Raw genomic sequence first — 14,341 nt, 5'->3', positions numbered from 1 at the left:
ATGTCGATTAAGATTCCTATCAGTGCGGAGTTTGACGGCTCCGAGCTGAACAAACAAATTACGGCAATTAACGCTCGTATCAAGCAAATGGGCGACACGATTGCCAAGGCGAACGGGCAGAAGTTTGAGCCTGTCACCCTGAAGACCAAGGAAGATCTGAAGTACTTCGTCCAGCAAAGCGAAAAGCTGCTGAAGATTCAGGGCGAGCTGCGCACCAGAATGCAGAAGTCGGGCCAGGGGAGCGCCAATCCGTTCATGGCGAACTGGAGCAACATGTACCTGAATGAGGCGACACGTCTAAAGCGCCAGCAAGAGGCGCTGGTTTTCCTTGGCGCCTCGTTCGAAGATGCCAGCGCAGTTCGCCGTCCCAGTACACCACCACCTCCTCCTCCGGTTAACCGTAACCCTCCAGGCGGCTCTGCTGGGGTCGATGGTGCTAATCCGTGGGCGCAACAGGGAACACGCATCCTCCAGTCAGGTCTGAATGCAGCAGGCCCGGTGGGCGGCATAGCCTCGCAGGCGGTCGGCACCGGAATGGTTTCCGGCTTCGGAGCTGGCCTCATGGGGCTGGTCGGTGGGATGGCTGCGCTTGGCGTTGGTAAACTGGTGGGTGCGATTGCTGACAAGATTAGCGATGCACAAACCGAAGCAATCGCCAGCGACCAGCTCATGCGTCGCCTTGGTGGCGGGTTGGGATACCTGTCAACCAGAAACGGCGTTCGCTCTGCTGCTGAGAGACTGGGGCTAAACTACAACGACGCGACGCCGCTTGCTGAGAGCATGTCCAGACTCGGCAACCTCTCTGGTGCTCGCGCCGGGGATCTGCCGGAGGAGCTCGTAAACGCCGGCGGATTATCTCGAGGATTTGGTGTCGATCCTACGGCTGGGGTCGGGTTATTTGGACAGTTACGTGGCATGCGTCTCACCAATAGCGCCGAGGACAGCCGACGCGTTGGTCTGATTATCGGCGAGACCATCGCCAAATCCGATGCGTTCGCAAAAGCTGATGAGGTAATGGAAGCGATCGCAGGCTTTGCGACGGCGCAGACCCGCCAGTCACTGGGCGTTCTGAATCTGGCAGGTTACTCCGGACAACTCTCAGCGATGTCTGGTTCTGGCATTCCTGGACTGGATGTAGCTGGCTCAGCCGCGTTGATATCCCGAATCAATTCGACCCTTGCTCAGGGCGGGGCAAGGGGAGAAGCCAGCCAGTTTTTCACTTCCATGGTTGGCAACCGTATGGGTCTTGACCCAATCCAGACTGCTATCATGAAAGAGGGCGGCGCTTTTGCCACCAACGATAGCATGTTCGGCACCGGTAGTATGGCTGCCCGCTTTGGCATTAAAGGGCCGGGTGGTAATAGAACGTTCCTGCAGGAGACGCTTGGGGTTATTCGGGAGAAATACCGCAATCCGGGAATGCAGGCGATGGCAACGGCAAACCACCTTGGTGTCGGTATGAACCAAGCAATGGCCCTGTTGAGTATTAAGCCTAATGAGATGGGTGATATTCAGCGGCGGATGGGGCGCATCGGGTTCGATATGAAGGATCTGAGTGCGGATGGTATCGCCGATATTGCCCACATCAACTCGTCTGGCACCGATCTGAACAAAATTGGTGAGAGCTTTCTGTCCCGTACAGGTAAAGGTGCGCTGAGCGGTGAGGAATCTGACCGCCTGCGTAATGCGATGGCTGGCGGCAATTCCGAAGAGCTAAAAGACATCCTCACCGAACTGGCGGCACAAAAGGGGCAGGCTGAAACCGAGGGCAGCAAGACGCGTGATACCATCACCGGCGTCGCCAATCGCCTTCAGGATTTCGCAAGCAAGTCACTACCATTGTTGAATGACTCGCGTGCAGCCTTGCTGTTTCTGGCCGGGAAACAGGGTGGCGGCAGTGCAGCCTCTCTGCGAATGAAGGCCATCGAGTCTGACCACGATGACCGTGTTGGCGCGATTAAAGGGAAGTACGATAATCTGCTACGCGAAGAGGGTCAGCGCCTCATGGATGCCCGTATGGCTGGCGACCCGACTGACCCGGCATCGCTGGAGCGCTCGCGAAAGCTCCAGGAGGAAAGTAACGCCCGCTATGACGAGCTCGTTCGGAAACGCGACGCGGAACTGGAAGGCGAAAAGCAGCGCTTCAGGCAGGATCAGGAGAGCGAGCGTCAGGAAACTATAAGGCGCTACGAGGCGACGAGTGCTTCATCTGAACGCCGTCCTGGCGAGAGTCCGATAAATCACGAGGCCGTGGCGCAAATCGAGTCGGGAGGCCAGCACTATGACCGTGCCGGTAATATTATTACTTCCTCTGCGGGGGCAATGGGCCGCATGCAAACGATGCCTGGCACACTGCGCGATCCCGGTTTCGGTGTTGCCCCGGCCCGTAATAACACCCCGGAGGAGATGGAGCGAGTTGGTAAGGACTATATCGACGCAATGTATTCCCGATACGGTAACATTGATCAGGCGCTTGCCGCATACAACTGGGGGCCGGGCCGTGTCGATGCTGCCCTCAAGAAACACGGCTCCGACTGGTTTCGCTATGCCCCAAGAGAGACGCAGCAATACATTCGCAATTATCACCGCACGAATGCTCAGATTCCTGACAGAATACCAGCCCAAGTGCCAAGCGATGAACAGTACCGCCGCCAGTCGTCGTCATCCGCAGCTCAGTATGGTCCCCTCACGGGCGAGGTGAATGTGAATCTGGCGATGGCCGGAGATCTGCGCCGCCTTCTGGAACCAGCGCCGCCACTGAAGACAACTGTATCCGCGCCGAAACCACATGGATTATCCTGACCAGGAGAAAGCCCCTTTGAGGGCTTTTTGCTATATGGACATCGTACAGGAGGCCAAGATGAAAAGTGGGTGCCGTTACTACGTATCGATGGGGATCAGGTCGTAAACATCCCCGAAGAGTTGAAGCTCGATACGGACGATGTGGTCGTTTATCGCCGCGGGGACGCGCTGGTGATTGAGCCGCGCAAGGAGAGAGCCCCGGTTGACTCAGCCGGGGCCAGTGATGATTAACCGTCGCACATCGGGCAGCGAGTTTCTGTCCTGCCGTTCCGCAGGCGCGCCTCAATGGCGTAATGCTGGCAGCGGTCGCAAATATGTGCGGTCGGCGCGAACTGTTCCGTGAGGTGAATGGCGATATTCGTCTGCTCCATGGACTCCCGCACAAACTCTGGCGATGACAAGCTGGTTGCGCTGCATACATGAGCCTCCGGCAATCCTTTAGCGCGTCTTGGCTTACAGACCGGACAAACGTACTGGATAGTGCCATCGTCTCTGTGGAACTCCACCAGCGAGCCAAACTCGCCCTGATGCTTATCGCAGCGGTATTGAAATCTCCTGACGCGTTGATTCCAGATTGATTTACCCGGCTGCTTATCGTGGAATTTGGCACTATCTACCTGGCGGATCGCCCGTGATATTGCCTCACCAGCGTGCCAGGCATCAAACCGCCGCCAGGTCGGATTTCCTTCTGCATCGATCAGCCCAACGCGACGTGGGTGCAGGTCAATCGGAGTTTCCTGTGGCTTACCGCGCGCATTGAAGCCCCGCTCTGTTTCCCGGCGCCTGTTCCAGCAGCTTACGCAGGTTCCTGTAGCAGATACGATGCGAAGATCGCGGCGGCCGCAGCGCACGCACTCATTGCTGGAGCGTACATCCTGCCATGTCGGATGAGCGTCTTCGTCCGTATGCAGTGCCCGACCGGCCTGGCAACTGCGGCACTTCATCAGGCGCAGCGGGGTTTCATCCGTGACCTTCTCGTGCGCTGCGGTGAAATTCTGGTGGCAGGTTTCCCTGGTAATGAGGGCGCAAAGGCGCTCGCACTCGAAGAATAGTTTTCCAGGCATCAGGTCAGGAAATTTTTCTACAAAATCGATGCCTGCCGTATGATCACGGTCTGATTGGAGGATGATATTTGTATGGTCACGCATTCTTCTTGCTCTCAGCAAGCCACTTAGTTGCTACCAATAGACCAAGCTCAATAGCTTCACTCTGGGTTACGCTGTGTTCTGCGGTGATCTTTCTCAGAACCGCGAGCGCGTTCTTAGTGAGGGTTACAGAGGTACGAAGGTTGCCGTTTTCACGGAGGCTGGTGCGGTGTTTTTGCTGTCTTTCTCGTGCTGATATTGGCATGAATACATTCCTGTATGGTCACGAATGTATCCAGCGTATGGTCACGACGACATTGTGTGGCAGGAAATGTAACCCGCAATGATTCGGGTAAGCATTAAAAAATAAAATGCCCCATACGTGTACCATATGGGGGATTTTGATGGTTATTTTGATTTTTACTTATTGATTTTTAATGGTTAAAAGAACTCCACATTCCATATGGTGGGTATAGGGGAACTGGTCGAACAGCGCCAGCCGCTCAACGCTATGGGTGTGCGACAAGGTTTCCAGGTTCTGGCACAGCGTCTGCGGGTTGCAGGAGATGTACAGAATACGCGGGTAAGCCTGCACCATTTTCACCGTCTCGTCATCCAGCCCGCTGCGCGGCGGATCGACGAAGATCGTTTCACACTGGTAGCTTTTTAAATCGATCCCCTGAAGACGATTAAACTCCCGTACGCCGTTCATCGCCTGAGTAAATTCTTCCGCCGCCATGCGGATGATCTGCACGTTGTCGATATGGTTGGCGGCAATGTTGTACTGTGCTGCAGCCACCGACGGCTTGGCGATTTCTGTGGCCAGTACGCGTCGGAAATTGCGCGCCAGCGCCAGCGAAAAGTTACCGTTACCGCAGTACAGCTCCAGCAAATCGCCACGGGAACCACGGGTGACATCCAGCGCCCACTCCAGCATTTGCACGTTCATGGCGGCGTTCGGCTGGGTAAAGCTGTTTTCCACCTGGCGATAAATCATCTCTTTGCCGTCAACCACCAGACGCTCGTCGATGTAATCCTGGTCGAGCGCGATTTTGGTTTTGGTGGCGCGGCCAATCAGATGCACGTTGAGATTTCTGGCACGCAGCGCGTCACGCAGCTCGGCGGCCTGCGTCTGCCACGTTTCATCAAGCTTTTTATGATACAGCAGCGACACCACAGCTTGATCGCTGTGAGTAGAGAGATAATCAATCTGGAACAGCTTATGGCGCAGCACTGGGTTATTGCGTACGCCGTCGATCATTGCGCTCATCAGGGCGTTAATCAGCTCGCTGGCGGCGGGGAAACTGTCCACCCGGATACGCTGTTTAGTCTGCTGATCGAAAATGATGTGGTACAGGTCATCGCCGTCGTGCCAGATGCGGAACTCGGCGCGCATCCGGTAATGGCTGAGCGGCGAGCGGAACACCTCCGGTGCAGGGGCGTCAAACGGCCTCATCATTTCCTGCAGACGGACTACCTTCTCGGCCAGTTGCGCGTCGTACTGTTCGGTGGGGAGGTGCTCTGGCGTCATCATGCGTTCCTGGTGATAAAAATTTACGCAGGGGATTGTAGGGATTGCAGCCGTGATGTCCAGCCCTGTATAGCGGTTTACGCATGGAAGTCTGGACATCCATATGGCGATGCAGGTAGCATTCGCGTTCCGGTTCGAAAAGATAAGATAGGGAATCCAGTGAAAATCTGGAGCTGACGCGCAGCGGTAAAGACAGGTGGGACGAACGCATTCGTGCAGACACTGCTTAATAAAGTGGGAAGTCTTCGTCCAGACAACGCCTCCAAGCCCGAAGACCTGCCGGAATACGTCGCAATTATCACGATCATCGCGTGCTATCGGTCGTGGGTGCGGCATCCTTTTATTAGCTGGATGCTTTATATAATGATGATAAAAAAACTCGCGCTGCTGACGGGCCTTTCCGTTACGGCGTTTTCCGTCTGGGCGCAAAGCAGTGCCGACACCCTGGTGGTGACCGCCAACCGTTTCCAACAGCCTGTCAATACCGTACTGGCTCCCACCGATGTGGTGACTCGCGCAGAGATCGATAAATGGCAGGCGCGCACGGTGGTGGATGTCCTGCGCCGTCTTCCTGGCGTGGATATCGCCCAGAACGGCGGCCTGGGGCAATCCGCATCCGTATATGTGCGCGGTACTGAAGCCAAACAACTGCTGATGTTGATCGATGGCGTGCCAGTGGCGCGTTCCGGTATTTCTAACGATCCTGAACTGAATCAACTTCCGCTTTCATTAGTGCAGCGTATCGAGTTTATTCGCGGCCCGCGTTCGGCGGTGTATGGCTCCGGCGCGATTGGCGGCGTGGTAAACATCATTACCCAAACCGGGGATGAGAAATCGCAGATTAACGCCAGCGTGGGATCTAACAGCTACCAGACCTATGATGGGGCGCTGCGTCAGCATTTTGGCGATACGGTCGCGACGGTCGCTGGCGCCTATACCAGCACCAAAGGGTTTAACGTTCAGCCGGACTCTTCATGGGCGGGGGATGACGATCGCGACGGCTACCGCAACAAAACCTTCTGGGGTGGCCTGCAACACAAATTCAACGACAATTTTGACGGCTTCTTCCGTGGCTACAGCTTTACCAATAATATCGATTACGACCAGGGTAACTACGGCTATGAGGCGGGTGGCGATGAGCGCCAGCTGTATAGCCAGAACTGGGATACTGGCTTGCGCTTTAACTCCGGCATCTATTCTTCTCAGCTGATCGCCAATTATCAGAAGAGCAAAGATTATAACTACAGCAGCGTTTATGGCCGCTATAACGACGGAACGACGCTGGACGATATGGAACAGCGTTATATCCAGTGGGGCAATAACGTTATCGTCGGCCACGGTTCAGTTAGCGCAGGCGTTGACTGGAAGCAGGAACGGCTGACCTCCTCAGACAACTATGCGCGTGACGTGTATAAACGCGAAAACACTGGCCTGTATCTGACCGGTCAGCAGCAGTTTGGCGATGTGACGCTGGAAGCGTCCGGTCGTGAAGATCATGACGACGAATTTGGCTGGCACGGAACCTGGCAAACTGCCGCGGGCTGGGAATTTGTTGATGATTATCGCGTGACCGTCTCTTACGGCACCGGCTTCCTGGCGCCGTCGCTGGGACAGCAGTACGGCGCGGAGCGTTTTGGTATCGCCTCCAACCCGAATCTCAAACCGGAAGAGTCAAAACAGTGGGAAGCCGGGCTTGAAGGCCTGACCGGCCCGGTGGACTGGCGCCTCTCCGCGTATCGCTATGAGATCGATAACCTGGTGACTTACAGCCAGACGGCATATTACAACATCAACTCTGCCACCATTAAGGGTGTGGAATGGACAGGTAATGTGGATACCGGCATCTTTTCTCACCGCGTAACGTTGCAGTACATCGACCCGCGTGACGACGAAACCGATGAGGTGCTGCCGCGCCGCGCCAAACGCCAGGCGAAGTATCAGCTTGACTGGACGATGTTCGATGTGGATATGGATATCGCATGGCAGTATTTTGGCCGCCGCTATGATAACCGCTCGTCAACCTATAACCCTGAGCAGCGGGTATTGCCGAGCTATAGCACTGTCGATATTTCCGCATCATATCCGGTAACGTCTCACCTCACAGTTCGTGGTAAAATAGGTAATCTGTTGGATAAAGATTACGAGACGGCTTATGGCTACCAAACTGCTGGACGAGAATACACCTTGTCAGGCAGCTACACCTTCTGATGCACGTCCCACCGTACTGGTCTTTGACTCTGGTGTCGGTGGGCTGTCTGTCTATGATGAGATCCGGCAATTGCTGCCGGATCTGCATTACATCTACGCGTTCGATAATGTCGCGTTCCCGTACGGCGAAAAGACCGAAGAATTTATCGTTGAGCGCGTGGTAGAAATTGTCACTGCGGTTCAACAGCGTTATCCCCTGGCGATTGCCATTATTGCCTGTAATACCGCAAGCACGGTTTCCCTTCCCGCCCTGCGCGAAAAATTCGAGTTCCCGGTAGTGGGCGTGGTTCCCGCGATTAAACCTGCGGCGCGCTTAACGGCGAATGGCGTGGTGGGGCTACTGGCGACCCGCGCGACGGTGCGCCGTCCTTATACCCATGAGCTGATTTCCCGCTTTGCTAATGAATGCCGGATTGAAATGCTGGGATCGGCGGAGCTGGTGGAACTGGCCGAGGCGAAGCTGCATGGCCATCCGGTTTCTCTCGATGAGCTGCGTCGTATCCTCAAGCCGTGGCTGCGGATGCCGGAACCGCCGGATACGGTTGTGCTGGGTTGCACCCATTTCCCTTTATTGCAGGATGAACTGCTCAGCGTACTGCCGGATGGCACCCGGCTGGTGGATTCCGGTGCGGCAATCGCCAGACGGACCGCCTGGCTGCTTGAGCATGAAGCGCCCGATGCAAAATCGCGTGATGAAAATGTGGCGTACTGCATGGCGCTCAGCCCGGAAACTGCGCAATTAGTACCCGTTCTGCAACGCTACGGCTTCGCAAAGCTCGAAAAACTGCCACTTTAAAGACAATTTGGGTAAAAAAGAGACGGTTGATTTATTTTTTGAAAACAGGGCTTGTCACCGTCAGAGAAGTCCCTATAATGCGCCTCCACTGACACGGAACAACGGCGAATGAGCCGGCCGGTCAGCGAAGTCCCTCCGGGGAGTTGGGCAGGGAATAGCGAAATTAAACGCTTGACTCTGAAAGAGGAAAGCGTAATATACGCCACCTCGCGACAGTGAGCTGAAAGCCGCGTCGCAACTGCTCTTTAACAATTTATCAGACAATCTGTGTGGGCACTCGCAGGATTGATATCTCAGCATCTTCGGATGCACATAGAATTATCAAGTCTCTGAGTGAACACGTAATTCATTACGAAGTTTAATTCACGAGCATCAAACTTTTAAATTGAAGAGTTTGATCATGGCTCAGATTGAACGCTGGCGGCAGGCCTAACACATGCAAGTCGAACGGTAACAGGAAGCAGCTTGCTGCTTTGCTGACGAGTGGCGGACGGGTGAGTAATGTCTGGGGATCTGCCTGATGGAGGGGGATAACTACTGGAAACGGTAGCTAATACCGCATAACGTCGCAAGACCAAAGAGGGGGACCTTCGGGCCTCTTGCCATCAGATGAACCCAGATGGGATTAGCTAGTAGGTGGGGTAACGGCTCACCTAGGCGACGATCCCTAGCTGGTCTGAGAGGATGACCAGCCACACTGGAACTGAGACACGGTCCAGACTCCTACGGGAGGCAGCAGTGGGGAATATTGCACAATGGGCGCAAGCCTGATGCAGCCATGCCGCGTGTATGAAGAAGGCCTTCGGGTTGTAAAGTACTTTCAGCGGGGAGGAAGGGAGAGTGGTTAATAACCACTTTCATTGACGTTACCCGCAGAAGAAGCACCGGCTAACTCCGTGCCAGCAGCCGCGGTAATACGGAGGGTGCAAGCGTTAATCGGAATTACTGGGCGTAAAGCGCACGCAGGCGGTCTGTCAAGTCGGATGTGAAATCCCCGGGCTCAACCTGGGAACTGCATCCGAAACTGGCAGGCTTGAGTCTTGTAGAGGGGGGTAGAATTCCAGGTGTAGCGGTGAAATGCGTAGAGATCTGGAGGAATACCGGTGGCGAAGGCGGCCCCCTGGACAAAGACTGACGCTCAGGTGCGAAAGCGTGGGGAGCAAACAGGATTAGATACCCTGGTAGTCCACGCCGTAAACGATGTCGACTTGGAGGTTGTGCCCTTGAGGCGTGGCTTCCGGAGCTAACGCGTTAAGTCGACCGCCTGGGGAGTACGGCCGCAAGGTTAAAACTCAAATGAATTGACGGGGGCCCGCACAAGCGGTGGAGCATGTGGTTTAATTCGATGCAACGCGAAGAACCTTACCTGGTCTTGACATCCACAGAATTCTGCAGAGATGCGGAAGTGCCTTCGGGAACTGTGAGACAGGTGCTGCATGGCTGTCGTCAGCTCGTGTTGTGAAATGTTGGGTTAAGTCCCGCAACGAGCGCAACCCTTATCCTTTGTTGCCAGCGGTCCGGCCGGGAACTCAAAGGAGACTGCCAGTGATAAACTGGAGGAAGGTGGGGATGACGTCAAGTCATCATGGCCCTTACGACCAGGGCTACACACGTGCTACAATGGCGCATACAAAGAGAAGCGACCTCGCGAGAGCAAGCGGACCTCATAAAGTGCGTCGTAGTCCGGATTGGAGTCTGCAACTCGACTCCATGAAGTCGGAATCGCTAGTAATCGTGGATCAGAATGCCACGGTGAATACGTTCCCGGGCCTTGTACACACCGCCCGTCACACCATGGGAGTGGGTTGCAAAAGAAGTAGGTAGCTTAACCTCCGGGAGGGCGCTTACCACTTTGTGATTCATGACTGGGGTGAAGTCGTAACAAGGTAACCGTAGGGGAACCTGCGGTTGGATCACCTCCTTACCTTAAAGATACAGCCCGCGCAGTGCTCACACAGATTGTCTGATAGAAAACGAGCAGTAAAAATCTCTGCAGGCTTGTAGCTCAGGTGGTTAGAGCGCACCCCTGATAAGGGTGAGGTCGGTGGTTCAAGTCCACTCAGGCCTACCAAATTTTCCCTGACACTGCGTTGCGAAATGACCCGCACAGTTCACTGTGCTTCGTCCTTGCGCGCCTTGTCTCAGGAAAAATTGCGGTTGACGGGATTTCACTACGATGGGGCTATAGCTCAGCTGGGAGAGCGCCTGCTTTGCACGCAGGAGGTCTGCGGTTCGATCCCGCATAGCTCCACCATCTTTACTGCAAGATACCAGAAAACTTCAGAGTGGTCCTGAAAAGGTCCACTGCGAAGTTTTGCTCTTTAACAATCCGGAACAAGCTGAAAATTGAAACGGCATGCCGTCGCATTTCTCCGTAATAAGGAATGACGATGCCATGCCAGAGTCTCTCAAACACTTGCAGCACGAAGCAGAAACTGCTCCGGGTTGTGAGGTTAAGCGACCAAGCGTACACGGTGGATGCCCTGGCAGTCAGAGGCGATGAAGGACGTGCTAATCTGCGAAAAGCGTCGGTAAGGTGATATGAACCGCTATAACCGACGATGTCCGAATGGGGAAACCCAGTGCAATTCGTTGCACTATCGTTAACTGAATACATAGGTTAACGAGGCGAACCGGGGGAACTGAAACATCTAAGTACCCCGAGGAAAAGAAATCAACCGAGATTCCCCCAGTAGCGGCGAGCGAACGGGGAGCAGCCCAGAGTCTGAATCAGCATGTGTGTTAGTGGAACGGTCTGGAAAGTCCGACGGTACAGGGTGATAGTCCCGTACACAAAAGCGCATGTGCTGTGAACTCGATGAGTAGGGCGGGACACGTGACATCCTGTCTGAATACGGGGGGACCATCCTCCAAGGCTAAATACTCCTGACTGACCGATAGTGAACCAGTACCGTGAGGGAAAGGCGAAAAGAACCCCGGCGAGGGGAGTGAAAAAGAACCTGAAACCGTGTACGTACAAGCAGTGGGAGCCTCATTTATGGGGTGACTGCGTACCTTTTGTATAATGGGTCAGCGACTTATATTCTGTAGCAAGGTTAACCGTATAGGGGAGCCGCAGGGAAACCGAGTCTTAACTGGGCGTTAAGTTGCAGGGTATAGACCCGAAACCCGGTGATCTAGCCATGGGCAGGTTGAAGGTTGGGTAACACTAACTGGAGGACCGAACCGACTAATGTTGAAAAATTAGCGGATGACCTGTGGCTGGGGGTGAAAGGCCAATCAAACCGGGAGATAGCTGGTTCTCCCCGAAAGCTATTTAGGTAGCGCCTCGTGAATTCATCTGTGGGGGTAGAGCACTGTTTCGGCTAGGGGGCCATCCCGGCTTACCAACCCGATGCAAACTACGAATACCACAGAATGTTATCACGGGAGACACACGGCGGGTGCTAACGTCCGTCGTGAAGAGGGAAACAACCCAGACCGCCAGCTAAGGTCCCAAAGTCATGGTTAAGTGGGAAACGATGTGGGAAGGCCCAGACAGCCAGGATGTTGGCTTAGAAGCAGCCATCATTTAAAGAAAGCGTAATAGCTCACTGGTCGAGTCGGCCTGCGCGGAAGATGTAACGGGGCTAAACCATGCACCGAAGCTGCGGCAGCGACGCTTATGCGTTGTTGGGTAGGGGAGCGTTCTGTAAGCCGTTGAAGGTGGACTGTGAGGTCTGCTGGAGGTATCAGAAGTGCGAATGCTGACATAAGTAACGATAAAGCGGGTGAAAAGCCCGCTCGCCGGAAGACCAAGGGTTCCTGTCCAACGTTAATCGGGGCAGGGTGAGTCGACCCCTAAGGCGAGGCCGAAAGGCGTAGTCGATGGGAAACAGGTTAATATTCCTGTACTTGGTGTTACTGCGAAGGGGGGACGGAGAAGGCTATGTTGGCCGGGCGACGGTTGTCCCGGTTTAAGCGTGTAGGTGGGTGTTCCAGGTAAATCCGGAATGCTGTTAACACTGAGGCGTGATGACGAGGCACCACGGTGCTGAAGTGACAAATGCCCTGCTTCCAGGAAAAGCCTCTAAGCATCAGGTAACACGAAATCGTACCCCAAACCGACACAGGTGGTCAGGTAGAGAATACCAAGGCGCTTGAGAGAACTCGGGTGAAGGAACTAGGCAAAATGGTGCCGTAACTTCGGGAGAAGGCACGCTGGCATGTAGGTGAAGCGGTTTACCCGTGGAGCTGAAGCCAGTCGAAGATACCAGCTGGCTGCAACTGTTTATTAAAAACACAGCACTGTGCAAACACGAAAGTGGACGTATACGGTGTGACGCCTGCCCGGTGCCGGAAGGTTAATTGATGGGGTTATCCGCGAGGAGAAGCTCCTGATCGAAGCCCCGGTAAACGGCGGCCGTAACTATAACGGTCCTAAGGTAGCGAAATTCCTTGTCGGGTAAGTTCCGACCTGCACGAATGGCGTAATGATGGCCAGGCTGTCTCCACCCGAGACTCAGTGAAATTGAAATCGCTGTGAAGATGCAGTGTACCCGCGGCAAGACGGAAAGACCCCGTGAACCTTTACTATAGCTTGACACTGAACACTGGTCCTTGATGTGCAGGATAGGTGGGAGGCTTTGAAGCGTGGACGCCAGTCTGCGTGGAGCCATCCTTGAAATACCACCCTTTAATGGCTGGTGTTCTAACGTGGACCCGTGATCCGGGTTGCGGACAGTGTCTGGTGGGTAGTTTGACTGGGGCGGTCTCCTCCTAAAGCGTAACGGAGGAGCACGAAGGTTGGCTAATCCTGGTCGGACATCAGGAGGTTAGTGCAATGGCATAAGCCAGCTTGACTGCGAGCGTGACGGCGCGAGCAGGTGCGAAAGCAGGTCATAGTGATCCGGTGGTTCTGAATGGAAGGGCCATCGCTCAACGGATAAAAGGTACTCCGGGGATAACAGGCTGATACCGCCCAAGAGTTCATATCGACGGCGGTGTTTGGCACCTCGATGTCGGCTCATCACATCCTGGGGCTGAAGTAGGTCCCAAGGGTATGGCTGTTCGCCATTTAAAGTGGTACGCGAGCTGGGTTTAGAACGTCGTGAGACAGTTCGGTCCCTATCTGCCGTGGGCGCTGGAGAATTGAGGGGGGCTGCTCCTAGTACGAGAGGACCGGAGTGGACGCATCACTGGTGTTCGGGTTGTCATGCCAATGGCACTGCCCGGTAGCTACATGCGGAAGAGATAAGTGCTGAAAGCATCTAAGCACGAAACTTGCCCCGAGATGAGTTCTCCCTGAGACTTTAAGTCTCCTGAAGGAACGTTGAAGACGACGACGTTGATAGGCCGGGTGTGTAAGCGCAGCGATGCGTTGAGCTAACCGGTACTAATGAGCCGTGAGGCTTAACCTTACAACGCCAGAGTGGTTTTGGTGCTGGGTGATTGAGAGAGATTTTCAGCTTAACCGGATTAATGCCTGCGGCCCTGTGAGAAATAACCAGTGCGGCAGGTGAACAGAATTTGCCTGGCGGCAAGAGCGCGGTGGTCCCACCTGACCCCATGCCGAACTCAGAAGTGAAACGCCGTAGCGCCGATGGTAGTGTGGGGTCTCCCCATGCGAGAGTAGGGAACTGCCAGGCATCAAATTAAGCAGTAAACCGGGGCAATAAACCGGTGTTGTGGAAAAATTCGGTGGAGCGGTAGTTCAGTCGGTTAGAATACCTGCCTGTCACGCAGGGGGTCGCGGGTTCGAGTCCCGTCCGTTCCGCCACTTATTAAAAAAATTAAGCCTGCTAACTTAGCAGGCTTAATGATAAAAAATATAGGGGCGTAGCTCAGTTGGTAGAGCACCGGTCTCCAAAACCGGGTGTCGCGAGTTCGAGTCTCTCCGCCCCTGCCAGTAATAATCCTTAGCTTCGGCTAAGGATTTTTTTTGCTTTTTTTCCTTCCTTATAGATAACCTTTCAGCCA

General features: G+C 54.6%; 6 protein-coding genes, 4 tRNA genes, 3 rRNA genes and 1 riboswitch. Of the genes, 10 read left to right on the top strand and 3 right to left on the bottom strand.

Features of this window, described 5'->3' with window-relative positions; all coding sequences use genetic code 11:
* Positions 1 to 2,802, top strand: coding sequence for a lytic transglycosylase domain-containing protein (locus ACVV26_RS21380; RefSeq protein ID WP_474799243.1), 2,802 nt, complete (start codon positions 1 to 3; stop codon positions 2,800 to 2,802).
* A 227-nt stretch (positions 2,803 to 3,029) separates the two neighbouring features.
* Here ACVV26_RS21380 and ACVV26_RS21375 read toward each other — a convergent pair whose 3' ends face one another.
* The 3 genes from ACVV26_RS21375 to trmA form a co-directional block, all read right to left on the bottom strand.
* Positions 3,030 to 3,950, bottom strand: coding sequence for a hypothetical protein (locus tag ACVV26_RS21375; RefSeq protein ID WP_474799241.1), 921 nt, complete (start codon positions 3,948 to 3,950; stop codon positions 3,030 to 3,032).
* The gene (locus tag ACVV26_RS21370) at positions 3,943 to 4,152 is read right to left on the bottom strand and encodes a hypothetical protein (protein WP_313050880.1); all 210 of its coding nucleotides are present in this window, start codon (positions 4,150 to 4,152) and stop codon (positions 3,943 to 3,945) included. The genes ACVV26_RS21375 and ACVV26_RS21370 overlap by 8 nt, the downstream gene beginning before the upstream one ends.
* Positions 4,153 to 4,311: 159 nt before the next feature.
* Positions 4,312 to 5,418: a tRNA (uridine(54)-C5)-methyltransferase TrmA gene (gene trmA, locus ACVV26_RS21365; RefSeq protein WP_474801957.1), complete on the bottom strand. Its 1,107-nt coding sequence runs from the start codon at positions 5,416 to 5,418 to the stop codon at positions 4,312 to 4,314.
* Between the two features lie 113 nt (positions 5,419 to 5,531).
* A riboswitch (cobalamin riboswitch) is annotated at positions 5,532 to 5,716 on the top strand.
* Positions 5,717 to 5,784: 68 nt separating this feature from the next.
* Between trmA and btuB the strand changes: the two genes are divergently transcribed.
* The 9 genes from btuB (at position 5,785) to ACVV26_RS21320 (ending at position 14,270) form a co-directional block, all read left to right on the top strand.
* On the top strand, positions 5,785 to 7,626 hold the full coding sequence (gene btuB / locus ACVV26_RS21360) for a TonB-dependent vitamin B12 receptor BtuB (RefSeq protein WP_474801954.1): 1,842 nt from the start codon (positions 5,785 to 5,787) through the stop codon (positions 7,624 to 7,626).
* Entirely contained in the window at positions 7,571 to 8,422 is an 852-nt protein-coding gene (murI, locus tag ACVV26_RS21355; RefSeq protein WP_474799239.1) for a glutamate racemase, read from the top strand. Before btuB ends, murI begins: the two co-directional genes overlap by 56 nt.
* Positions 8,423 to 8,804: 382 nt before the next feature.
* Positions 8,805 to 10,346: ribosomal RNA gene (locus tag ACVV26_RS21350) — 16S ribosomal RNA — on the top strand.
* A gap of 70 nt (positions 10,347 to 10,416) precedes the next feature.
* Positions 10,417 to 10,493: transfer RNA gene (locus ACVV26_RS21345), tRNA-Ile, on the top strand.
* Positions 10,494 to 10,600: 107 nt separating this feature from the next.
* Positions 10,601 to 10,676, top strand: a tRNA-Ala gene (locus ACVV26_RS21340).
* A 197-nt stretch (positions 10,677 to 10,873) separates the two neighbouring features.
* Positions 10,874 to 13,782, top strand: a 23S ribosomal RNA gene (locus tag ACVV26_RS21335).
* A gap of 112 nt (positions 13,783 to 13,894) precedes the next feature.
* Positions 13,895 to 14,010, top strand: a 5S ribosomal RNA gene (rrf, locus tag ACVV26_RS21330).
* Together the 16S, 23S and 5S rRNA genes with 4 tRNA genes alongside form the textbook arrangement of a ribosomal RNA operon.
* Before the next feature lie 54 nt (positions 14,011 to 14,064).
* Positions 14,065 to 14,141, top strand: a tRNA-Asp gene (locus ACVV26_RS21325).
* Between the two features lie 53 nt (positions 14,142 to 14,194).
* Positions 14,195 to 14,270: transfer RNA gene (locus tag ACVV26_RS21320), tRNA-Trp, on the top strand.
* The last annotated feature ends 71 nt before the right edge of the window (positions 14,271 to 14,341 follow it).

The sequence above is a fragment of the Atlantibacter sp. MEI4A-1023 genome (assembly GCF_056155425.1).
Note: the sequence above shows the minus strand (reverse complement) of the source record. Positions and strands in the feature narration are given on the sequence as shown.